Origin of the sequence: Bradyrhizobium sp. LA6.8 (assembly GCF_040547935.1) — a bacterium.
Lineage (GTDB): Bacteria > Pseudomonadota > Alphaproteobacteria > Rhizobiales > Xanthobacteraceae > Bradyrhizobium > Bradyrhizobium barranii.
In genome coordinates this window covers 130,849-151,532 of sequence record NZ_JBEPQQ010000008.1, presented here as the reverse complement: position 1 = coordinate 151,532, position 20,684 = coordinate 130,849, and the positions used below count along the sequence as shown (strand labels likewise).

The window sequence follows — 20,684 nt, the reverse complement described above, 5'->3', positions numbered from 1 at the left end:
CGGCTACGTAGCTGTTCCGCCGCCGCTACGCCCCCACCGCCACCGGTGCGAACACCACCTCGATCAGCGTGCCGGAATTGCCCGCGCTCTTGATGTTGAACTGGGCGCGGTTGGCTTCGACCAGGGCTTTGGTCAATGACAGGCTCAGCGCCGAACTGTCCGCGGCATCGCCGGGCGGTGGCGTGCGGAACGGCTCCATCGCGGCGGCGACCTCGCGCTCGCTCAGGCCGTGGCCGGTGTCGCGGATGCGCAACGCGATTTCGCCGCGGTCGGTGAGCGCGGTCGAGACGATGACCTGTCCGCCGGCGCTGGCGAGCCGGATCGAGTTCGAGATCAGGTTCATGGTGATCTGCCGCATCGCGCGCGCGTCCACGCTCACCTGCGGCAACGCATGCCCGAGCGAGGTGCGGATGATGATGCGCTCGCGGTTGGCCTGCGGCTGCATCACCGTGACGCAGGCTTCGACGAGATCGTTGAGATTGAGGTTGGCGAAATTGAGATCGAGCTTGCCGGTCTCGATCCGCGACAGCTCCAGCAGATCGTCGATGATGGTGATGACGCGCTCGCCGGAGGCGCGGATGTCCTTCATGTAGTCGCCGTAGCGCTCGTTGCCGAGCGTGCCGAAGCGTTCGGAGATCATCACCTCGGCGAAGCCGATGATGGCGTTGAGCGGCGTGCGGATCTCGTGGCTGATCCGCGCCAGCATGTCGGCCTTGGCATTGGCCGCGCCGTCGGCGAGACGGCGGGCGTTCTTGAGCTCGCTCTCGCCCTTCTTGCTCTGCGAGAGGTCGCGGAACACGGCGAAGAAGTTCGGGCCGTCGGGCCTGGTGCGGCCCATGATCATGGCGAGCGGAATGACGCCGCCCTTCTTCTCGCGTCCCAGCACCTCGCGGCCGTGGTCGAGCAGGCTCGCGATGTCCTGGCTCTTGAGGCTTTCGAGATAGTCGGCCACGATTTGCTGGCTCTCCGGCGCGAACAGCGTCACCAGGTTCCGCTGCATCAGCGTTTCGCCGTCATAGCCGAACAGCGCTTCCGCGCTGCGGTTGCAGGCGTGGATGTTGCCTTCGGCATCGAACATGACGATGCCCTCGGCGGTGGTGTCGAGGATCGCGGCGAGATCCTGAGCGTCGGCATCGCCGGCCTCGGGCTCGAGTTCGGGCGCGTAGGGGAAGGATTCTGCGACGACGGGTTCGACGACGACAGGCGGCGCGATGACTGGCGCAACAACGACGGGCGCCGCTTGCGGCAGCGCGCAGATCAGCGCATGCGCGCTCGCGCCGTCCCAGTCGATCGTGTGCAGATGCGCCTCGGTGGTCGGAAGCGGCTCTTGGCCGTTCGCCACCGTCGCGCTGATCGTCACCGGCGTGCCGGCTTGCGACGTGCTGCTCGCCGACGATACGCCGGGCTCGACGTAGAGCGCATCGAGCCCGCCGGCATCCTCGAGCGCGCCCAGGCTGGAATAGCCCATGCGCGCGAGGAAGGCGGGGTTGGCGTAGAGCAGCCGGTCGAGCCGGTAGATCAAAATGCCCGTGGGCAGCAGGTCGAGCAGCGCGCGGTCGCGCGTGCTGTGGCCCTGCGCGGGCGGCGCCGGTTCGGTCAGCCATTCGGCCGGCGCGTGCGGCGCCTCGGGCTCCGGCATCGGAGGTTCAGGCGCACTCTCCGCGGCCGGCGGCTCGGACGCGACGGCGGCGATGGTCTCGCGTTCGCGTTCGAGGCGCTCGGACAATTGCCGGGCGAGCTCGTTGAACGCGCTGTTCTCGACCGGGGTCAGCGTCGGCGATCGCGCATCGCCGGGCGGGCGGAACGGCACGACATTGGGAGGCGTTTCCACTGGTGTTTCCGGATCGGTTGGGTGTGAATTCGCGTCGGCTACGGGTTCGGGCAGTTCGGGTTCAGGTGTTGGCTCAGGCTCAGGCTCAGGCTCAGGCTCGGGCGGCTCGCTCGGCGGAGGCGGTGCCTCCGCCACGGGCTCCGGCTCGGGATCGAGTTCGACGACGTCGGCGGAGAGGCCGTGCTGTGCGGGCGGCGCGGCGAACAGCTCAAAGCGCCTGAGCGCATCGAGCCGGTTCAGTCCGTCGAGATCGCGACAGACGCCAAAGCCCCTGAAGCCCGCGAAATTGCGTTCGCGGTCGTAGACCGGCAGGCCCGCGAGTTCGACCGGCAGATGCTCGCCGCCATCGGCCGGCCAGTTCACGGTGATCCCGGCCCAGGTGTCGTGGCTTGCAAGCGCCTGCGCCACGCGGCCGTCAGGATCGAGCGCAAATTCATCGGCAATCTCGCGCCAGGGGCGGCCGAAGCCGGCGGCGGTGTGTGCACCGATCAGGTGGATGAACTCGTCTGAGCCGAGCACAAAGCGCCCCTCCGCATCCACCTGCCACAGGAAGCGCAGCGGATGCTGACGCGGTGCGGACGGCTCCGCTGGCGGCGGTTCGACCATGTGCGAGGTGATCGGCGCGGCCTGCGGCGACACAATGGCCTCTCGCGGGTTTTCAACCGGAGATTTGGGCGCGGCGTCGATCGCTTCGCTGACAGTTTCCTGGACAGGCGCTTCGGCCGCCTCGGGGATCGTGACGACCTCGGGCATCGCGTCGCTCGCGGCGTGCGCGTCCGCGATCGTCTCTGTAGGCGGGGCGGTCTCGGTCGGAGCCGGCGCTTCGACCGGCTCGGCGAATGCGCCGAACAGCGCGATTCCGGATGCAGCCTCGTTCGCCAGCGCAGGCAGCGCTTGGTCCGGCGCCGCGGCCGGAGGGACCGGCGGCGGAGCCTCAGGCGCGGGCTGAGCATCTTGTTCGCGCGCGCTATTCTCTTCGGCAGCGGGCGCCGCCTGCCGGGCGGCCGGCTCGATCAGCGCGACAAGGCCGACATCGGCGCCGACGCCGACCCGCTGCAGCACCATCTGGCCGATGCCGATCGGCGTCTCGGCGCGGCCTGTCGCCAGCGCATCGCTGCGGGCCTGGTCGAGGCCGGCATCGCCGAGATCGCGGAAGCCGAGCAGGGAGCGGGCGGCTTCGCTGGCGCCGACGAACAGGCCGTCGGGCGCGAACGCCGCCATCGGCACCCTGGCGCCCTCGACGAGACGATGCAGGCGCTCGACCAGCGGCATGGAGCGCAGCGTCGGATCCATCGCGGTGACGAGCACGCCGGAGCTTCCGTCGGCGAAATCGAGGCGGGCGCAGGCGCAGGTCATCAGCATGCCCAAGCGGGCGCCGAAGCCGTGCAGCCGTTCCAGCCTGATCGCGCCGTTCGGCGCCAGCCGGCGCGCGAGTCGGGCGACCTGGCGGCGATGGCTGTCCGCCGGTCCGAAGGTCCTGTCCGCGAGCGCTGTGCCATGGGCCGCGCCGAACAGCCTTGCGCCGACCGGATTGGCCCAGAGCACGCGCGTGCCGTCGATCGACCAGAGCCAGGCGGGCAACGGAGAGGTCGCGTGCACGGCCAGCCGGGGATCGCCCACGCCTCGCAACTGGAAATCCGAACTCGTCATCCGACCGGCTTCAAGTCTCGCTTGTCAGCATCAGGGTGCAAGGCTGCCGGAATGACAGCCTTAAGAAAGGGTTAGTATCGCGCGCAGGCGCGGGCAGGTCCACGGCTCCGGTCTACACGGCCAAGCCTAAAGCCGCGATAACCTTAATGTAGCCGCCCCCGCAAGCCGCAGCCCGGCGGCATCCGCAGGATTCGCGGGCGGGGCAGCCCAGCGAAATACGCCAGATCGTCAGCGGCATCACAGGTGCCCATCCTCCCCTGGAGGGGGAGGATCGGTTCGCATGCAGCGAAGCGCAATGCGAACCGAGGTGGGGTGACAGCCTCTCAATGGAGGCGGTGCCCGAGTGGAGAGATCACCCCACCCAGCTCGCGCTTTGCGCGATCGACCCCCGAGCGAGCTCCGCTCGTCTCGACCCCTCCAGGGGAGGGTAAGAGAGCGGCCAGCAGGCACCAGACTACCTCAACCCAGGGTTCCCTCAGGCGGAACCATCACCCTGACCGCGATTAAATTTCGCGGCGCAGCCCGGATCACGTTTGCGTTGCACAATGTTGACATCTTGGGCAGCGATAGTGATGGGCGCTGGGCGAGCCATCTTTTTGTATCGCGTACCAGTGTTCGTTCCCGCTGAATTTGAGGCCTAGGTCGGGGCCGGCGGGCGCGCCAGAAGGCTCACTCCATTTTTTCATTATCGTGAGGGACATCATGACAGGTGCGACTGATCCGTTTTCTGCCTCGATCATTCCGTTCGAGGTTCCCGAGCAGATGCGTGCGTTCGCCGAAAAGGGCGTGTCGCAGGCCCGCGAGAGCTACGCCAAGTTCAAGGACGCGGCCGAGACCCACAACGGCACCGTCGAGGCCGTGTTCACCTCCGCCAACAAGGGCGCGAGCGAGTACACCGCCAAGCTGGTGGAGTTCATGAAAGCCAACACCAGCTCCCAGCTGGACTTCGCCCAGCAGCTGTTCGGCCTCAAGTCGCCGGCGGAAGCGCTGGAGCTGTGGACCGGCCACACCCGCACCCAGCTCGAGACCTTCCAGTCCCAGGCCAAGGAGCTGGTCGAGCTCGCCCAGCGCGTCGCCGCCGAGACCGCCGAGCCGATCAAGGCCTCTGCCTCGAAGTTCTACAAGCCCGCCGCCTGATCAGGCCGGGTCGTTCAAATTGAGAAACCCGGGCCTAGAGCCCGGGTTTTGCTTTGGAAATAACCTCGTCGGAAGCGCGATTCTCGGGTTTTGCGGCCTTGCCAAAAACGCCCGTTGCACCTAGTTTCCGCCCCGTCCAGCCCCCCTTAGGTCGACGGCCCGTCCAGGCGCCCAAGGCGGCTCGCAAGGATGCAGTTGTAGCTCAGTTGGTTAGAGCGCCTGTCTGTGGAACAGGAGGTCGGTGGTTCGAGCCCACCCAACTGTACCACCGTTGCGGATACCTCCGCTTTCCCAGCATCTTACTGATAGACCAGCAGGATTTGCGCCGCCTAAAATACAAAAGGCTGCACAAATGGCGTTGCGAATGGTCGCGTTGAATCGAGCCGCAGATGGTCGGTGGTTCGCCCGTAAGGGCATCCCCGAGGACGTACGCGAGGACTACCAATGGCTCTATGGGCACAAGCGCGAGGCGCACCTCAAGCTTCCGGCCGGTACGCCTAAGCACGAAGCCAAGGCCCGCCTCGGAGAGTGGGAGGCCGAGGTCGAAACCCGAATCGCGACCCTGCGAGCCCAAAGGAATGGCGAGGGTCAACCACTCACCAAGCTCAACGCAATCGCGCTTGCGGGCCGTTGGTACAACTGGTTCGTGAAGCAGCACGAGGCCGATCCAGGGAAGCCAAAGTACTGGCGGGACTTCAGCGATCACGTCGTGTGGAATGTGATCCGCCCAGAGGCGCCTGACGAGTACGAAGAGGATCCAGGGTCCGACCCTCACGCAGATTGGCAATATGACCCAGAGGTGCGGGAAGCCGTGAGGCCGCAGATTGCCGAATTGGCGCGGGTCGCAACCTTCCTCGCCAACGAGGGGAAGGCGTTGAACCTTACCGCGCATGCGCTGTTCGTGGACGCTGTCAGCGACAATCTGTTGCCCGCAATCCAGCTATTGGAGAAGCGCGCGAATGGCGACTACGCCCGTGACGAGAGGCCCGATACCTTCCCGCCGTTCGCAGACGGGGCGCCGCGCTCGCCCAGTGTGAGTTGCTGGGAGCTTTTTGAGGCTTTCGTGCTTGCAACAAAGCCGGCGCCGAAGACGGTGACCCGTTGGCGGGCCGTTTTCCTTGAGATGCAGCGAGAGTGGTCCCTCCGACCTAGCTCCGGAAGGCCTAGCATGTAGAACGCCGGGCGCGCGTTTTAAAGCCGCTAGACCCCTTCCGCCCTCGGCGAAATCATCACCGATACGAGTTTCGAAACGTGTATCCGGGTTGTGGTGGATCAGTTGCTGACCTTGATTGCTGATGATGATCGAAGTGTGCTCAATTGAAAACGCGCTTTGCCATTTCATCGAATGGGACAGCAGTGCTCGCTTGAAGAGCATCGCCGCCAGTCACATCTCATAGGGATCGGGGATCGTTGGCCCGGCACACTGGCAACGCACCCACCGGCCCTCATTGAAGGTCGCGTGCGTCCAATAAGAGCGAGTACGGGCTGCGTTCGAGCACCGCTCGACACAGTACCTCTACGCAAACGCAACGGCACGAGCCGTCGAGGGAGACCTTGGCGGCTTTTGCGTGTGGCAGGCCTCCTGTGATTGACAGTTGAGCGAACCCGTGTCGACCCTTCGGCGCTGTCTGTGGGAACAGGAGGTCGGTGGTTCGAGCCCACCCAACTGTACCACCGTTGCGGATAAGTCCGCTTTCCCAGCAACTTACTGATAGACCTGATGTATTTGCGCCGCCTAAAATACAAAAGGCGCTACAAGTGGCATTGCGGATGGTTGAGTTAGTTCGAGCGAAGGGTGGCGGCTTTATCGCTCGAAAAGGTATCCCGGCCGATGTGCGCGACGACTATGAGCGCTTGTATGGGGTGCGCTGGGAAGCTCAGCTTCGGATACCGAGCGGGACGCCAATCCCCTTTGCGAAGTCACAGCACGGCGAGTGGTTAGCAGAGATTGAGACCCGTATCGCTGCATTACGGGCGCATAGGAATGGCGAAGGCCAGCCTCTCGGCTTAACGCTATAGCACTCGCTGGGCGCTGGTACATTTGGTTCGTGAAGCAGCACGAGGCCAATCCCGATCCAGCAAAATACTGGCGGGAGTTCGGTGACTATCTCGTGTGGAATGTCATCTACCCCGAGGCGCCCGACAGCTACCACGAAGACCCTTATATGGACAGCTTTGCAACCTGGTTGTAACTTTCCAAAGGTTGACGTTCGGAGGAACGGTGGACGGTGGCAGACACGCCCCTAAACGACGCTCCGAAGTTGAACGATAGCAAATCCGCATCGTTCTCCACTCGCCTGCGTCTTCGCCTTGGGAAACTCGGCGCGATCATTGCGTCCGTTGCTGCGGTTGGTGCTGTGGTCGGCGGGCTCGCGGGCTACTGGCACGCATGGGACATTTTGCACAGCCACGTCGGCAGAGATACGACCACGACTGCCGCGTCCACCGGTCTGATCGTCTCGAAGGGGCCTTCAGTAGCTGTATTGCCTGTTTCGAGCCCCATCGCCGCGCCGGGGCTTGTTTCGTTTGCCGACAGGGTAACCCAACAACTTGCATCCTCCCTCGGCAGGTTCAGCACTTTGCGAGTGATACCGCGCGCAACCGCTGCAAACTTTCTAAAGGAAGGTGATGATGCCATCAAAGCGGCCCGGAAGGCGCAAGTCGACTATCTGGTGAGCGGTGAGGTTCATCCATTGGGCGGCGGTGCTCGCGCGAATATCCACGTTTCGGACCTGCGCACTGGTACAGAGATTTGGTCGAAGTCCTTCGATGCGAATGCCGAAGGCGTGCAAACGGAAACGTCCGCGTACGAAATTGGCGACGCCGCCGCCGTGCAGATTGGTGGCTACCCCGGCGCAATTATGAACGCAGATTACTCGCAATCCCAGAACAAGCCGGTCTTCGAACTCAGTCCATATGAATGTATTGTTCATGCGGTAGTCGGGTCTGTACGTGGATTGTCATCCGCAATTCTGAAAGCGTTAGAGTGCTCCAAGCGACTTACCGAGCGACAGCCGAATAACGCATTCGCGTGGTCAGCACGCGCCACTGTTCTTTTTAACCAAAGAAGCATGGGGATCGGTCTACCGTCCGACCAAATTCAACACACTGATAAGCGTCTGTATTTGAACGAGGAAATCTTACGGGGCGCGACACGGGCCGTGGAGCTTGCACCCGACGATGCGTTCGCTCAAAGAACCTACGCTCTGGCGATGAGTACCAAATGTCAAATCCACCTGTACCGACAAGAATTGGAAAAGGCCCTCGCGCTCAATTCCAACGATGCGCGAACCCTCTCAGGAGGTATGTGGCTCGCCTTCATGGGGGACTGGGATGACGGGACCGCAATGGCCGAAAGGGCCATTCGCTTGGCGGGTCCCAATGCCTCGTTTGCTTGGTGGTTAGCGCCCGCAAAGAGACACTGGTGGAAAGGCGAATATCAACAGGCGCTTGAGGATTTCCGGCACGCCTACCTTGAGGGTTTTTGGCTCAGTCATCTCGATCAGGCGTACGCGCTGCCGTTTCTCGGTCGGTTCGACGAGGCCAAGGCGGAGGTCGGAAAGCTGCTGAAATTGCGCCCAGATTTCACCATTCGCGAGGCCGACAGTTATTATCGAATGTTCTGCTTTCAGCCCGAATACATCGAGAAGATGAACGGCGCGCTACGGCAGGCAGGGCTGCCAGAATAGAGAAGAAGCTCTGGGAGCCGGCGCACAGCAGGCAAGTGCCTTCCCTATTAGATGGTCGTGAAGCTTCAGTGCCAGTCGTGCTCCGGCTACGTCGAGCTTCTCAAGAATACAAAAACACGCTACAAAAGCCGATCTTTGGCGAGCAAAAAAGCTAGGTTTATCAAAGACAAAGTTGAGCGGCGGCAGTACCCACCCAACTGTACCAGTGGTGGCAGGGACTTAGCTCGCGAATTGCAACTCGCCGATCGCCAAGTTTTGGCCCGTGTTAGCAGTCCAAGAATGTAGATGGCGAGAGTTGCTCACCTCTTCGCTATTCGGGCTTGCCGCTGACAGCGACAGCCCATCCCCTTCACGATCAACAATCTAGTTGTTGCAAAAACGGCATCCGGGAATCGCGGCGATTCCATTTTGCACGGTTCGCGCGAGAATGCTCGACTGTGCCAGCGTGATTCGGTGGGCGGCACGCTATCCGCTGGATCCAGTAAGAATATGACGTCCGGAAAAGAGTGCGATGTATGATTCACCCGCGTCTTCCTGGATTGCCGACGATGTCTGCGTTGATGCTAACGGCTGTACTGACCGTTTGGTTGGGCATGTGGGGGCCGATCAAATTAAGCAGCATCCTCCCTTACCAAACCCTGATCAGCGCAACCATTGCTGCGGTGGGAATTGCTGTTGCAGCGCATGTCGCCGTTCGGAACGTCGGTATGCAATTGCGGATCAATGTAATTGGCAGGGAAGAGGAGAGAATCGAAAAAACGCTTCCCGGACTTCGGGAGGCGGTAGGATGCATCCAGCACATTCGAACGGAGTTTCGCGCCGGATCACCTCATGTCTGGCTGAACCGTTTTAATGCGCTGGCCGATTTTGACCCATCGAAGGACCGTTTAGATGACAAGCTCAAGGCGCTGATGCCGGTGGCGGACACTGAAACGCGACAGCGAATACGGCTCGTAATTGAAACAATTTTGGAACACGCGACAAGAGCCGCCGCTGATGAAAGTCGATATCTTCAAATCGTCAACGGCCCGCAGCATCGGCGCGAACTTGAGATGAACGTGGTCGGGGAAGCGCGCGCCCAAGCGAACGCAGCTCAGACCGGGATTAATTTCAAGCTGACAGTGCTTTACGCAGCGATGCGAGAGTTGCAGCTTCTTGAGGAGCAGCTAGTTCGCCGCGTAGATCTATACGAAAAGCGGCTGCCGGAGTTTCGACGCGTGGTGGAGCAATATTTCGAAAACTAAGTGCCACGACACAGCAGACCTAACGTCACTATGAGAATGGTTTTACTCTGCGAATAGGATGTGAAGGCATTCAAGGCAGGACTGGTTCATGAAGAGTCGAGAGTGAGCTCCGCAATGATCGAAATAGCTGGTGGGATTATTCTCGCAGTCCTCTTCTTCGCGCTTCTTCCCCTGCTCATCAGAGGAGCCATCTGGGCTGTTGGGATAGGTCTTATTTTCCTGGTGGTAATCGGAACAGGCTGGTTTCTGATATCCATAGCAAAGTCCCCGGAGGGAGCAGCGAGGGTTACGCTATGATCGGAAGATCGTTTATCGGGGGGCAAAAGCGAATGACTCGCTGGGAAGCGCTGGTTAGATATGATCCCGAAATTCGGGAGGCCGCGACTAAGCTGATAGTGTTCGGAGAGAGTTGGGTGGACAGGCTAGGTGAAGCTTTTTTGGCCCTCAACGAAGAGCGAAAGTACTTGGCTGACATGGTTGATCAGCTCATCAAGGAGGCTGAGCAGTACGAAGTTGCTGCTTGGCTGAAAAAATTCGCAAGGACACAGGAGGGGGAGGCGACTAGCGAAGAAGCGATGACCATTCTCGCGAATGCGCAGGCCAATGGATACCAACTATCGACCGAACCTAATGGCACGATACAAGCGATGCTCAACAGCTCCACTACCTATCTGCGGTCGAACGCGGACATTGTACGTTTCGGAAAATTTATGAAGAAGTGATGCCGAGGCGTCAGTCCGGCCTGACGTCACGAAGGCCCTAGCTTCTGAGCGTTCCGCTTGGAGCTCCAAGGATGAACATGCACACGCTTTGAGCGCACACTGTGGTAACCCATAGGCACCTTGAGAACTGATGCGGGAGAGCAAATGATCGGCGGTTTCGGGCGAATGGGCGCAGGTTTCGGGAGGCTCGGAGCGAGCAGTCCCCGAAAGAAGGCGATTACTTTGCTGACCAACGCCACAAATATTGCGTCGATTACGCTGAACGGCTTGATCGTTCCGGACCAGCAGACGTCCGAAGGCCTGCTGATCAAGTCCTATGCATCAGTCTGGATCGAGATAGCTCAACGGCTGGGAGAGGATTGGGGACTGGCATTTCAGCTCAGTGACCGGCAGTGGGAAGAGATACTTGCGGGTGCCATGAGTGCCGAAGGGTATGAGGTTACTCTTACGCCCAGATCAGGCGACCATGGTCGCGACGTCATTGCCGTGAGGCGAGGTGTCGGCTGTCTGCGAATTCTAGGGTCGATGAAAGCTTACGCGCCTGACCGTTTAGTCGACCGCGCACACGTTCACGAGATGCTCGGCGTTCTAAACACCGAAGCCAACGTCAGCAAAGGCATCATCGCGACCACGTCAGACTTCGCTCCACGCATTGGGGAGGCTCCAGGAATGAAGCAGGTGCTGCCTTATCGGCTCGAACTCATCAACGGTCAGGGCCTCCAACGATGGCTGGCCGATCTATCGGAATGACCGTGTCTCGCAAGGCCATCGACGGAAGCCGTACAGATTGAGCTTCGTACGCAAAGTACATCGACTGCAGCCAGATCGACGAGCCCATCGCTCTGCACTACCTTACCTCACCCCCGCCACGATCACCACCACCACCGGCAACGTCACCGCCGCCAGCAGCGTCCCCAGCGCCACCGCGCCCGACACCGGGTTCACCAGCCGCTGATACCGCGCGGCAAAGATGTATGCGTTCGCTCCGGTCGGCATCGCCGCGAACAGCACGATCACGCCGGACGCGGTCGGCGGTGGGTTTAACAGTTTGACCAGCACGAACGCGACTGCCGGCGTCGCCAGAAGCTTGAGCGCGCCCATCGCTGCGATGCTGCTCGCCTTTGATCTCGAAGCGGAAGAAATGCGCAGAGTGATCGGCTGCGTCAACATTTCTGGCTTGGTTTGCTCATCCTCGGCGATGTAGCCTGATTGCGCGTTGCGATCTGCGTCGATGGCCGTTCTCATCCCAATGACCTCGGCCGCATCACGTCTAGCCTTCCCGAGGAAATTCGAGCGCAACAATCGTTGGGGATCTCATGTCGAACTCCGATCTCGCGTTGTCGATTGCGCTCGGTGTCGGTCTTGCGGCCGCGACGGGCTTCCGGGTGTTCCTGCCGATGCTGGTTGCCAGCGTGGCCGCTTACTCGGGTTCGCTTCCTTTGGGCGACGGTTTCGCGTGGCTTGGAACACCTGCTGCAATGCTGATGCTCGGCGTGGCCGCGCTCCTGGAGGTTGGTGCGTATTTCATTCCCGGCGTGGATAATGTGCTCGATGTCATCGCCGCGCCTGTCGCCGTGATCGCCGGAGCCATCCTGTCGGCGGCGACCATGGCAGATCTTCCACCGATGATGAAATGGACGGCCGCCATCGTCGCGGGTGGCGGCGCGGCCGGCATCGTGCATGGCGTCACCGCGGCCGTGCGGGCCAAATCGACAGTCCTGACGGCTGGCCTCGGCAACTCAACCGTTGCGACCGCCGAACTGGGCGGTGCACTCCTCGTATCGCTTCTTGCCCTGGCTGCGCCGGTTGCCGCCTTCGTGATCGTCGTTCTGATGCTCTGGCTGGCGATACGTTTGATCCTGCGCTTGCGGAGGTCAGCTCCTCGCACGGATCAACCGGGATGACCGCGTGACTGCTCGTGCGGCTACCTCGCCCCCGCCACGATCACCACTACCACCGGCAACGTCACCGCCGCCAGCAACGTCCCCAGCGCCACCGCGCCCGACACCGGGTTCACCAGCCGCTGATACTGCGCCGCGAAGATGTAGGCGTTCGCGCCGGTCGGCATCGCCGCGAACAGCACGATCACGCCGGTTGCGACCGGAGGCAAACCGAGCAGCTTGGCCAGCACGAAGGCGGCTGCCGGCATCGCCAGCAGCTTCAGCGCGCTCATCACCACGACGCTCAACATCTCGCCCTTCACCTCGAACCGGAACAGGTTGATGCCGAGCGCGATCAGCGCCGCCGGCGATCCCGCCTGCGCGAGCAGCTCGATCGTTCGGTCGACGACGGGGTTGAGGCCGAGTCCCGTAAAACGCCAGACCACGCCGAAGCCGATCGCCAGCATCAGCGGGTTGCGCGCGAGATCCGCGAGTACGGGGCGGATGACCGACAGGACCGAGCCTGTCCGCTTGCGGCTGACAAGCTCCATCTGCAGGATGCCGCAGAGCCAGAGCAGCGGCGTGTTCACCGACAGGATCAGCGACATCGGGCCTGCGGCCTCGTTGCCGAGCGCCGAGAGCACGAGGGGAATGCCGAGCATCACGATGTTGCCGTAGACCGAGCCGATCGCGAACACGACGCCGTCCTCGCGGTCCTCGCGCCGTTCGCGCAAGCATGCCGAAAGCACCAGCGCCGCGATCCAGGTGATGGCGAGCGCGCCGTAATAGGCGCCCCACATCCGCCAGGGGCTGACATCGGGGAATTCCGACACGACGATGGTGCGGAACAGCAGCGCCGGGATCGCGATGCTGAAGGCGAATTCGGAGATGCCCTTGTGCGCGGTCTCGGAGACGAAGCGAAACAGCACCGACGCATAGCCGGCCGCGATCAGGGCGAACACCGGCGCGACGATCAACACTGTGGCCATGCGCCCCTCATCTCACGGGGACATCACACGACCACCCCACGTTCTCGATCATGCCATCATGCCGCTGTTTTGCCCGACGAGTCAAATCGATTTCGTAAAATCCGTAAATGGCCGCCGTGGCCTGGCTACTGTGCATGGGGTTGTTTTCGCGTTTTTTTGTTGGACCGAAGCTGAAGCCGCGCGCGGACCCGATCTCGCCAGCTCTGCCAAAGGCTTAGCGGTAGTCTTTCCTCACACACAGCTGTCATCCCCCGCGGAAGCGGGGGATCCAGTACGCCGCAGCTCCTCGAGGGACTTCGGGCGTCTCTGGAATACTGGGTCACCCGCTTTCGCGGGTGACGACAGTGGAGAAGCCGGCAGGCCGACCGGCCTGTTGCCCGGAGCGCACAGGTGGCCGTTTTCGCTTCCGCCTCGTTGCCAACGAACGCCCGTTCACCCACTATTCCCTCTGACTCGACATGTGGGGGGATCGATGCCGGCGTTCCGATTTAAAAAATCCTTGGCTGCTGCGATCTCGGGCATTGCGCTCGCCGTCCTGGTCCATCCCGGCGCCGGCTTCGCCTACACGCAGGAGGAGCAGCAGGCCTGCTCGCCGGACGCGATGCGGCTGTGCGGCGAGTTCGTTCCGAACGTTGATGCCATCACCGCCTGCATGATCCAGAAGAAATCGCAGCTCTCGCCGCAGTGCAAAGTGTTCTTCCGCCAGGGACCCGAGCCCGGCGAGGCCCGCGCCGGCAAGCCGACGGCCAAGAAGAGCACCAAGCCTTCGCAGAAGGCGGCCAAGAAGAAGAAATCCAGCGAAAGCTGAGCGCGGGGCTAGCGTTCTTTCTTTGAAGCTCGTCGCGTCAGGGCAACAGCGCGAAGCGTCTTCGCGTCGGTGTCCCCTGCATGTGTGTTGCCGGCATCAGCTGCGCGCCAGCCTCCGGACTCCTTTTGTTCGCCTCGCCGTGCGGACGCCTGCGACAATTACCAGCGCGTTCGACGGAAAAGAGTCGCGAGAGGGTTTGCGCGGCGAGGTTGCATTCCGTTTTTCGCGCGTTGCTGCCGAAAAAGCGTGGGATTGCCGGCGTGAAGGGCGTTTCGTTGCGATTGGCATCCTGGTCGCGCGAAGCAGTGTGACTCAAAAGCCAACACGTCTTGTTATTTCGTGGCTCTGAGGCAACTGCCGGTAAATTTTTCTTTCCCGAATCAGCGCGGTGATTCATTTTCGTGATCTGGGGTCAATCTGGAGGCCAGAGGTATGAACGTAATTGTTTTTGCATCGCGTAAAGGCGGCTCGGGCAAGAGTACCCTGGCCGCACATCTCGCCGCGCAGATCAAGGCGAGCAAGCAGGTGATGCTCGTGGACGCGGATCCGCAGGGCTCGCTCACGCTGTGGCACAAGCTGCGCGGCACCAACGAGCCGCCGATCAAGGCTGCGGTGAACTCGGTCAGCGGCATCGTCTCCGCTGCCAAGCGCGACGGTTATGAATGGGTGTTGATCGACACGCCGCCGAATCTGTCGGCCGTCGTCGACGACGCGATCAAGAACGCGACCATGGTGGTCATTCCGGCACGTCCCGGCGTGTTCGACGTCAACGCGGTGCAGGAAACCATCCAGATGTGCCGCGCGGCGCGCAAGCCCTACGCGGTCGTGCTCAACGGTGCGCCGGCGCGCCGCGACGAGTCCGAAAGCCCGATCGTTACCATCGCCCGCGAGGCGCTGGCGAAATTCCGCGCGCCGGTGTGGGGCGGCCAGATCACCAACCGTTCGGATTTGCTGATGGCGCTCAGCCACGGCGAAGGCGCGCGCGAGTATCAGGCCGAGAGTCGTGCGGCCCAGGAAATCGCAAGGCTGTGGGCAGCGATCGAGCGTTCAGTGAAAGCTATTCGCGGCACGGCGTCGGCATCCGGCGCAATGCACAAGCAGGCGGCATAATTTTCATAAATCATTCCCCGGACGGAAAGCGCGCGGAAGTCCGCGCGTTTTGCGTTTTGGTCCGGTGGAGACGCGTTACGCCACCATCAGCATGTAGAACACGATGACCGGCGACAGCGTCAGGATCACCGACCAGATGCCGGCGGCCCAGAGAATGTCCTCGGTGGTAAAGCTCTGCTGTCCGGCGTCGTAATGCGACGCCACTTCATTCTGGATATTCACAAAACGCCCCCGCGATTTCTTCGCTTATGGGCGCCAGTGATAGCCGGGATGTTTTAACATTCCGGGTCGCAATTTCGGGCGCATTCGAACACAGGTGCTACCACGGATTAACCATGCCGGCGCGGTTCGTGCGTTCGCGCGGGGGTAACTACGGGGCATGTTCTTACCCTCCCCTGGAGGGGGAGGGTCGCTACGCATTGCGCGAAGCGAAATGCCTAGCGGGGTGGGGTGACGGTGCCTCCGCATCGAACAGTGCCCGAGTGGAGAGATCACCCCACCCCGCTCGCGCTTCGCGCGATCGACCCTCCCCCTCCAGGGGAGGGTGAAGGACTCGCGCCGCCGCTAAACCCACTCGCTGTATTTCCTTCTGATCTCGTCGATGTAGTCCGCGCGCGATTTCACCTCATCCGCGGTCAATCCGATATCGCGCCGCAGCCAGTCGGATAACTCGCTCGCATATGAAACGCGTTCCCATGCCGCCTTCAGCGCATCGCGCCATTGACGAATGTCCATAGGTCGATCTCTTTCCGGATTGAGATGGTGTCGAGCGGACACGATGCTGCGTTCCCTCTCCCGCGCGGGGAGAAGGGGGTGGCAGCATGCGTGTGAAGAAAGGAAGTGGAAGCGCTACGCCGCGACTTTCATCCGTCGCTCGATCTCGCGGTCGATCTGGGCTGCGAGCTCGCTGCTCACTTCGACCATCGGCAGGCGCACTTCGGGGCTGTCGATGAGGCCGCACCGCCACAGCCAGTACTTCGCCGGCGCCGGGCTCGGCTCCGCGAACAACAGGCGCGTCAGCTCCACGACCTCGTGCCAGCGCGCCTGTGCCGCGTCGTGGTTGCCTCGCTTCACCTCGGCATACACGGCCGCAAACGTCGCGGTCTCGACATGGGCGGACAGCACGATGCCGCCGTCGGCGCCGTCGGTGAGCGCCTCAAGGTAGTTCGCATCCTCGCCGGTGAGCACGCGAAAGTCCTTCGGCCTGTCGCGCAGCAGCGCGATGGATTGCTCGCGGTTCGCGCCGCAATCCTTCAGCCCGACGATGTTCCGATGCTCGGCAAGCCGCAGCAGCGTCTGGTTGGTGATGTTGACCGAGGTGCGATAGGGGATGTTGTAGAGCGCGATCGGCCACGCGGCGTGATCGGCAAGGGCTTCGAAATGAGCCAGGAGCCCGCGCTGCGACGGCCGCACATAATAGGGGCTCGCGATCAGATAACCGTCGATCGGCCAGTCCGCGGTCTCGTCGAGGCGTTCCTTCAGCCGCGAGGTGTCCGCGCCTGACAGGCCGAGGCAGATCGGCAGCGTGCGACGCCCCGCCGCCATCTCGTCGCGCACGATGGCGACGAGGCGCTCGAGCTCGGCCGCGCGCAGCGTCATGCCTTCGCCGGAGGTCGCCCCCAGGATGAAGCCGTCGACGGCCTGTCCGCTGTAATGTCGCGTCAGCCGCCGCAGCGACCTCTCGTCGAGAGCGCCGTCGCGAAACGGCGTCACCAGCGGCAGCCAGAGTCCGTGCAGATGATCTTGTAGACCGGTCATGTTCCATCTCCTTCTCGGGAAAAAAACCTGAGACGGAGGGCACATGAAAAAACCCCGTCCAGGTGGCGGGGTTTCGGGATTTGCTTGCGATGACGAAGCTGTGTTAGCGCGCGCAAAAATCCGAGGTCCCCGGATGGGGGCCTTTTTTCGAGGCGACTGCCTTGAACGAGATTGCGCACGACTTCGTGATCATTCGCAAATGATGCGGGGTGTACGTGGAACTGTCAATACACGCGGAACGTGAAACCCGAATGGGACAGAAAAAAAGCCGGGCTCAAGCGAGCCCGGCTTAAGGTATTGGCCACGTGAGGCCGACACAATCACCTTCCAAGAGGGATTACTGAACTCCCGCGCCACTGGAGGAGGGGGACAAATGCGCAACGCGAAGGCTCAGCGTGGAAACATTATGGGCTCGCCGAGCGCCATGCAGCAACCGTTCAGGTCGCATGTCAGACATGCGGAAATCAGGAAGGCCAGCGCTGCGCCTTGCTCACCACGAAGTCGCGGAACACCTGCACGCGCGCGACTGTCTTCAACTCCTCGGGATAGACGAAATAAGTGTCGAGCTGGATCGAATCCGATTCTCCGAACAGCTGCACCAGGCGGCTCTGTTCCTCGATCAGATAGTCCGGCAGCGCCGCGATGCCGAGGCCCTGCTGACAGGCGCGGACAAGGCCGAGGATGTTGTTCACTCTGAAATAGGCCTCGCGCGGACCAGAGCCGTTGCGGCCGGCTTCGACCAGCCAGTTGCGGTTCTGAAGATGCGGCGCGAAGTTGCCGTCGGAGAGCGTGATGATGCGGTGGGAGTCGAGCTCCTCGAGCGTGCGCGGCGTGCCGAAGCGCTTGATATAATCCGGCGAGCAATAGGCGTGGAAGCCCATCGCGAACAGCTTGCGCTGGATGAGATCCGGCTGCGTCGGCTTGCGAGTGCGGATCGCGACGTCCGCCTCGCGCATCGACAGGTCGAGCTCCTCGTCGGTGACGATCAGCGAGATCCGGATCTCCGGATAGAGCGCAGTGAATTCGCCGAGCCGCGGGATCAGCCAGTTGATGCCGACGCCGGGCGTCGTCGTGATCTTGAGGTCGCCGCTCGGCCGCTCGCGGCTGTCGGTTAGCTTGGCGCGCGCCGCCTGCAGCTGCATGAACACGTCATGCGCGGTGCGGAAGAGCAGGTCGCCCTGCTCGGTGAGGATCAAGCCGCGGGCGTGGCGGTGGAACAGCGAGACCGAGAGCTCCTGCTCCAGCGCCGAGACCTGGCGTGACACCGCCGATTGCGACAGGCCGAGCTGCTCGCCCGCATGCGTGAAGCTGCCCGCTTCCGCCGCCGCGTGAAACACCTTCAGCTTGTCCCAATCCATATCCGTAAATCCGTCGCGTGTTCGAGGCATGATCTTTATTCCGCTGCAGCGCGCTCGCTGGCGCGCAGGGCCAGGAAACGTTCGGCTTCGAGAGCTGCCATGCAGCCGAGGCCGGCAGCCGTCACGGCCTGACGATAGGTCTCGTCGGCGACGTCGCCGGCGGCGAACAGGCCAGGCACCGAGGTGGCGGTCGAGTTAGGGGCGACCTCGACATAGCCCGACCGTTTCAGCTTGACCTGGTCCTTCACGAGCTCGGTTGCCGGCGCGTGTCCAATGGCGATGAAGACACCGTCAGTCTTCACGTCCGTGAGCGCACCGGTCTTGACGTTCTTGAGGCGGACATGGGTGACCTTGTTCGGGTTCTCGGTGCCGCAGATCTCGTCGACAGCCGAGTCCCAGACCACCTTGATCTTCGGGTGCTTGAACAGACGCTCCTGCAGGATGCGTTCGGCGCGGAAGTGATCGCGGCGATGCACGATGGTGACCTGCGAGGCATGGTTGGTGAGGTACAGGGCTTCCTCGACCGCGGTATTGCCGCCGCCGACCACCACGACTTCCTTGTTGCGGTAGAAGAAGCCGTCGCAGGTGGCGCAGGCCGACACGCCGCCGCCCTGGAATTTCGTTTCCGACGGGAGCCCGAGCCAGCGCGCTTGCGCGCCGGTGGCGAGGATGACGCTGTCGGCGAGATAGACGTCGCCGCTGTCGCAGGTGAGGCGGAACGGCCGCTGCATAGTCTCCAGCTTGGTGACCAGGTCGGAGACGATCTTGGTGCCGACATGGACCGCCTGCTTCTCCATCTGCTCCATCAGCCAGGGGCCCTGGATCACGTCGGCGAAGCCCGGATAGTTCTCGACGTCGGTCGTGATGGTGAGCTGGCCGCCCGCCTGGATCCCCTGGATCAGGATCGGTTCGAGCATTGCGCGCGCGGCGTAGATCGCCGCCGTGTAGCCGGCGGGGCCGGAGCCAATAATGACGACCTTTGCATGAACAGTGGCAGACATTTTGACGGACGCCTTTCACGGGGGATCTGCAGCGCGGGTGCGGAACGTGCCGGGAGGCCTCGCGGAAGCGCTGAAATATCAGAGCTAATCTAAGCCTTCTGGTGAGCTATGCAAGAATTGCATTCCCTGTCGGCGGATTTTTCCAACAGGGAACAAAAGTCGATTGCGCTGCACGCGCAATAAAATTGCGCAATTGCTGCGGACTGGCTATGAGGATTGCGTCAAATCCACCAATACAGCCGCAAAGGCCAGGAGTTCCAATCACGTGTCGCGGAACCTAGACGAGATCGACCTGAAAATTCTCACCGAGGTCCAGGCCGACGGTCGAATCACGAATGTCGAGCTGGCCAAGCGCGTCGGCATTTCGCCGCCACCTTGCCTCCGCCGCGTCCGCGCGCTGGAGGAGGAGGGCTATATCCACGGCTATCGCGGCCTGCTCGACGCCCGCAAGCTTGGCTTCGACGTCACCGTATTCGCCGCGGTGCACCTGTCCAGCCAGGCCGAGGCGGATTTGCGCGCCTTCGAGGAGTTCGTCCGCGCCGAGCCCCTGGTGCGGGAATGCTGGATGCTGTCGGGCGAAGTCGATTTCATCCTGAAATGCGTCGCGCCCGACATGGCCACCTTCCAGGATTTCGTCACCCACCTGACCGCGGCGCCGCATGTCCGCAACGTGCGGACGTCGTTGGTGTTGCACAACTCGAAATACGAGGCGGCGGTGCCGCTGGACGTGAAGGGAAGAAGGTAGGTCTTCTGCCTCTCCCCGTTCTTCCGGGGAGAGGCACGCCGCGCGCCGCAATATCCCGAAACAAAAAGGCCGCGCAGTGCGCGGCCTTTTCGAAACATCATCACGCCTAGCGGCAAATCCTTACCGCCACTCTACCTTGGTGATCTCATACGCCTTGGCGCCGCCGGGGGCGTTGACCTCGACGGTCGAACCTTTCTTCTTGCCGATCAGCGCGCGCGCGAGCGGCGAGGTGATGGAGATGCGGCCCTTCTTGGCGTCGGCCTCGACCTCGCCGACGATCTGCCACACCGTCTTCTTCTCGGTATCCTCGTCGACCAGCGTCACGGTGGCGCCGAACTTGATGGTGTCGCCGGACAGCTTGGAAATATCGATGATGTCGGCGCGCGCGAGCTTGTCCTCGAGCTCGGCGATGCGGCCCTCATTGTGGGACTGCTCTTCCTTCGCGGCATGATATTCCGCGTTCTCCGACAGGTCGCCGTGCGAGCGCGCTTCCGCAATATGCTCGATGATGCGCGGACGGTCCTCGGACTGGCGCTTCTTCAATTCTTCCCCGAGCGCGGCAAAGCCGCCCGCTGTCATCGGAACCTTTTCCATCTCTTCTCTCGTCCTTCGGCCGCGCGCCCCGGCAAGACACAGGGCGCGGCAACCTTGATTCGTCAGTACTTCCGGGGCTGAGTATACGGCCACCGGAACGGTTATGTGGGTCTGGCGCCGGAACAGAACAACCACAACGGCCGGACAGTTCCTCCGGCCATTGTGGCT

21 protein-coding genes and 1 tRNA gene are annotated in these 20,684 nt (G+C 62.3%); 13 read left to right on the top strand and 9 right to left on the bottom strand.

Annotated elements, in window-relative coordinates:
- Positions 1-25: 25 nt before the first annotated feature.
- Entirely contained in the window at positions 26-3,481 is a 3,456-nt protein-coding gene (locus ABIA90_RS32390) for a PAS domain-containing protein (protein ID WP_354120931.1), read from the bottom strand.
- A gap of 702 nt (positions 3,482-4,183) precedes the next feature.
- On the opposite strand from ABIA90_RS32390, the gene ABIA90_RS32385 reads away from it, so the two are divergent.
- The 9 genes from ABIA90_RS32385 (at position 4,184) to ABIA90_RS32345 (ending at position 11,023) form a co-directional block, all read left to right on the top strand.
- Positions 4,184-4,618: a phasin gene (locus ABIA90_RS32385; RefSeq protein WP_028151800.1), complete on the top strand. Its 435-nt coding sequence runs from the start codon at positions 4,184-4,186 to the stop codon at positions 4,616-4,618.
- A gap of 191 nt (positions 4,619-4,809) precedes the next feature.
- Positions 4,810-4,886 (top strand) — tRNA-His (locus ABIA90_RS32380).
- Positions 4,887-4,982: 96 nt separating this feature from the next.
- The gene (locus ABIA90_RS32375) at positions 4,983-5,792 is read left to right on the top strand and encodes a hypothetical protein (RefSeq protein ID WP_354120932.1); all 810 of its coding nucleotides are present in this window, start codon (positions 4,983-4,985) and stop codon (positions 5,790-5,792) included.
- A gap of 874 nt (positions 5,793-6,666) precedes the next feature.
- Entirely contained in the window at positions 6,667-6,810 is a 144-nt protein-coding gene (locus ABIA90_RS32370) for a hypothetical protein (protein WP_354120933.1), read from the top strand.
- 36 nt (positions 6,811-6,846) lie between these two features.
- Positions 6,847-8,307, top strand: a complete 1,461-nt coding sequence (locus tag ABIA90_RS32365) for a tetratricopeptide repeat protein (protein WP_354120934.1) — start codon at positions 6,847-6,849, stop codon at positions 8,305-8,307.
- Between the two features lie 548 nt (positions 8,308-8,855).
- Positions 8,856-9,551 (top strand): hypothetical protein, encoded by a 696-nt coding sequence (locus tag ABIA90_RS32360; RefSeq protein WP_354120935.1) that lies wholly within the window; start codon positions 8,856-8,858, stop codon positions 9,549-9,551.
- A gap of 60 nt (positions 9,552-9,611) precedes the next feature.
- Complete coding sequence (locus ABIA90_RS32355) at positions 9,612-9,848, top strand: hypothetical protein (protein WP_354120936.1); 237 nt, start codon at positions 9,612-9,614, stop codon at positions 9,846-9,848.
- 32 nt (positions 9,849-9,880) lie between these two features.
- On the top strand, positions 9,881-10,273 hold the full coding sequence (locus ABIA90_RS32350) for a hypothetical protein (protein WP_354120937.1): 393 nt from the start codon (positions 9,881-9,883) through the stop codon (positions 10,271-10,273).
- Positions 10,274-10,417: 144 nt separating this feature from the next.
- The gene (locus tag ABIA90_RS32345; protein ID WP_354120938.1) at positions 10,418-11,023 is read left to right on the top strand and encodes a restriction endonuclease; all 606 of its coding nucleotides are present in this window, start codon (positions 10,418-10,420) and stop codon (positions 11,021-11,023) included.
- Positions 11,024-11,125: 102 nt separating this feature from the next.
- On the opposite strand, the gene ABIA90_RS32340 is transcribed toward ABIA90_RS32345, so the two are convergent.
- Positions 11,126-11,518 (bottom strand): AEC family transporter, encoded by a 393-nt coding sequence (locus ABIA90_RS32340; RefSeq protein ID WP_354120939.1) that lies wholly within the window; start codon positions 11,516-11,518, stop codon positions 11,126-11,128.
- 71 nt (positions 11,519-11,589) lie between these two features.
- On the opposite strand from ABIA90_RS32340, the gene ABIA90_RS32335 reads away from it, so the two are divergent.
- Complete coding sequence (locus tag ABIA90_RS32335) at positions 11,590-12,177, top strand: DUF4126 domain-containing protein (protein ID WP_354120940.1); 588 nt, start codon at positions 11,590-11,592, stop codon at positions 12,175-12,177.
- Between the two features lie 20 nt (positions 12,178-12,197).
- Here ABIA90_RS32335 and ABIA90_RS32330 read toward each other — a convergent pair whose 3' ends face one another.
- Complete coding sequence (locus ABIA90_RS32330) at positions 12,198-13,142, bottom strand: AEC family transporter (protein WP_354120941.1); 945 nt, start codon at positions 13,140-13,142, stop codon at positions 12,198-12,200.
- Positions 13,143-13,614: 472 nt separating this feature from the next.
- On the opposite strand from ABIA90_RS32330, the gene ABIA90_RS32325 reads away from it, so the two are divergent.
- Both ABIA90_RS32325 and ABIA90_RS32320 read left to right on the top strand, forming a co-directional pair.
- Positions 13,615-13,950: a hypothetical protein gene (locus tag ABIA90_RS32325; protein WP_354120942.1), complete on the top strand. Its 336-nt coding sequence runs from the start codon at positions 13,615-13,617 to the stop codon at positions 13,948-13,950.
- Positions 13,951-14,382: 432 nt separating this feature from the next.
- Positions 14,383-15,060 carry an AAA family ATPase gene (locus ABIA90_RS32320; RefSeq protein WP_028150667.1) on the top strand — a complete coding sequence of 226 codons (678 nt, stop codon included), beginning with the start codon at positions 14,383-14,385 and terminating at the stop codon, positions 15,058-15,060.
- Between the two features lie 75 nt (positions 15,061-15,135).
- Here the strand turns inward: ABIA90_RS32320 and ABIA90_RS32315 are convergent, their stop codons facing one another.
- The 5 genes from ABIA90_RS32315 to trxB form a co-directional block, all read right to left on the bottom strand.
- Positions 15,136-15,282 carry a hypothetical protein gene (locus tag ABIA90_RS32315; protein ID WP_014492080.1) on the bottom strand — a complete coding sequence of 49 codons (147 nt, stop codon included), beginning with the start codon at positions 15,280-15,282 and terminating at the stop codon, positions 15,136-15,138.
- A 342-nt stretch (positions 15,283-15,624) separates the two neighbouring features.
- The gene (locus ABIA90_RS32310; RefSeq protein ID WP_161495798.1) at positions 15,625-15,795 is read right to left on the bottom strand and encodes a hypothetical protein; all 171 of its coding nucleotides are present in this window, start codon (positions 15,793-15,795) and stop codon (positions 15,625-15,627) included.
- 114 nt (positions 15,796-15,909) lie between these two features.
- Entirely contained in the window at positions 15,910-16,818 is a 909-nt protein-coding gene (gene dapA, locus ABIA90_RS32305) for a 4-hydroxy-tetrahydrodipicolinate synthase (protein ID WP_354121140.1), read from the bottom strand.
- A gap of 464 nt (positions 16,819-17,282) precedes the next feature.
- Positions 17,283-18,206: a LysR family transcriptional regulator gene (locus ABIA90_RS32300; protein ID WP_027534296.1), complete on the bottom strand. Its 924-nt coding sequence runs from the start codon at positions 18,204-18,206 to the stop codon at positions 17,283-17,285.
- A gap of 5 nt (positions 18,207-18,211) precedes the next feature.
- The gene (gene trxB, locus ABIA90_RS32295; RefSeq protein ID WP_354121141.1) at positions 18,212-19,177 is read right to left on the bottom strand and encodes a thioredoxin-disulfide reductase; all 966 of its coding nucleotides are present in this window, start codon (positions 19,175-19,177) and stop codon (positions 18,212-18,214) included.
- Between the two features lie 265 nt (positions 19,178-19,442).
- On the opposite strand from trxB, the gene ABIA90_RS32290 reads away from it, so the two are divergent.
- Complete coding sequence (locus ABIA90_RS32290; protein WP_028150670.1) at positions 19,443-19,922, top strand: Lrp/AsnC family transcriptional regulator; 480 nt, start codon at positions 19,443-19,445, stop codon at positions 19,920-19,922.
- Between the two features lie 120 nt (positions 19,923-20,042).
- On the opposite strand, the gene greA is transcribed toward ABIA90_RS32290, so the two are convergent.
- Positions 20,043-20,516 carry a transcription elongation factor GreA gene (gene greA / locus ABIA90_RS32285; RefSeq protein ID WP_007596674.1) on the bottom strand — a complete coding sequence of 158 codons (474 nt, stop codon included), beginning with the start codon at positions 20,514-20,516 and terminating at the stop codon, positions 20,043-20,045.
- Positions 20,517-20,684 lie beyond the last annotated feature (168 nt).

Excerpts from the sequence above, each read along its gene's own strand:
- ABIA90_RS32390 (WP_354120931.1), bottom strand. The coding sequence starts at position 3,481 with ATGACGAGTTCGGATTTCCAGTTGCGAGGCGTGGGCGATCCCCGGCTG.
- ABIA90_RS32385 (WP_028151800.1), top strand. The coding sequence starts at position 4,184 with ATGACAGGTGCGACTGATCCGTTTTCTGCCTCGATCATTCCGTTCGAG.
- ABIA90_RS32375 (WP_354120932.1), top strand. The coding sequence starts at position 4,983 with ATGGTCGCGTTGAATCGAGCCGCAGATGGTCGGTGGTTCGCCCGTAAG.
- ABIA90_RS32360 (WP_354120935.1), top strand. The coding sequence starts at position 8,856 with ATGTCTGCGTTGATGCTAACGGCTGTACTGACCGTTTGGTTGGGCATG.
- ABIA90_RS32350 (WP_354120937.1), top strand. The coding sequence starts at position 9,881 with ATGACTCGCTGGGAAGCGCTGGTTAGATATGATCCCGAAATTCGGGAG.
- ABIA90_RS32345 (WP_354120938.1), top strand. The coding sequence starts at position 10,418 with ATGATCGGCGGTTTCGGGCGAATGGGCGCAGGTTTCGGGAGGCTCGGA.
- ABIA90_RS32340 (WP_354120939.1), bottom strand. The coding sequence starts at position 11,518 with ATGAGAACGGCCATCGACGCAGATCGCAACGCGCAATCAGGCTACATC.
- ABIA90_RS32335 (WP_354120940.1), top strand. The coding sequence starts at position 11,590 with ATGTCGAACTCCGATCTCGCGTTGTCGATTGCGCTCGGTGTCGGTCTT.
- ABIA90_RS32330 (WP_354120941.1), bottom strand. The coding sequence starts at position 13,142 with ATGGCCACAGTGTTGATCGTCGCGCCGGTGTTCGCCCTGATCGCGGCC.
- ABIA90_RS32325 (WP_354120942.1), top strand. The coding sequence starts at position 13,615 with ATGCCGGCGTTCCGATTTAAAAAATCCTTGGCTGCTGCGATCTCGGGC.
- ABIA90_RS32320 (WP_028150667.1), top strand. The coding sequence starts at position 14,383 with ATGAACGTAATTGTTTTTGCATCGCGTAAAGGCGGCTCGGGCAAGAGT.
- ABIA90_RS32310 (WP_161495798.1), bottom strand. The coding sequence starts at position 15,795 with ATGGACATTCGTCAATGGCGCGATGCGCTGAAGGCGGCATGGGAACGC.
- dapA (WP_354121140.1), bottom strand. The coding sequence starts at position 16,818 with ATGACCGGTCTACAAGATCATCTGCACGGACTCTGGCTGCCGCTGGTG.
- ABIA90_RS32300 (WP_027534296.1), bottom strand. The coding sequence starts at position 18,206 with ATGCCTCGAACACGCGACGGATTTACGGATATGGATTGGGACAAGCTG.
- trxB (WP_354121141.1), bottom strand. The coding sequence starts at position 19,177 with ATGTCTGCCACTGTTCATGCAAAGGTCGTCATTATTGGCTCCGGCCCC.
- greA (WP_007596674.1), bottom strand. The coding sequence starts at position 20,516 with ATGGAAAAGGTTCCGATGACAGCGGGCGGCTTTGCCGCGCTCGGGGAA.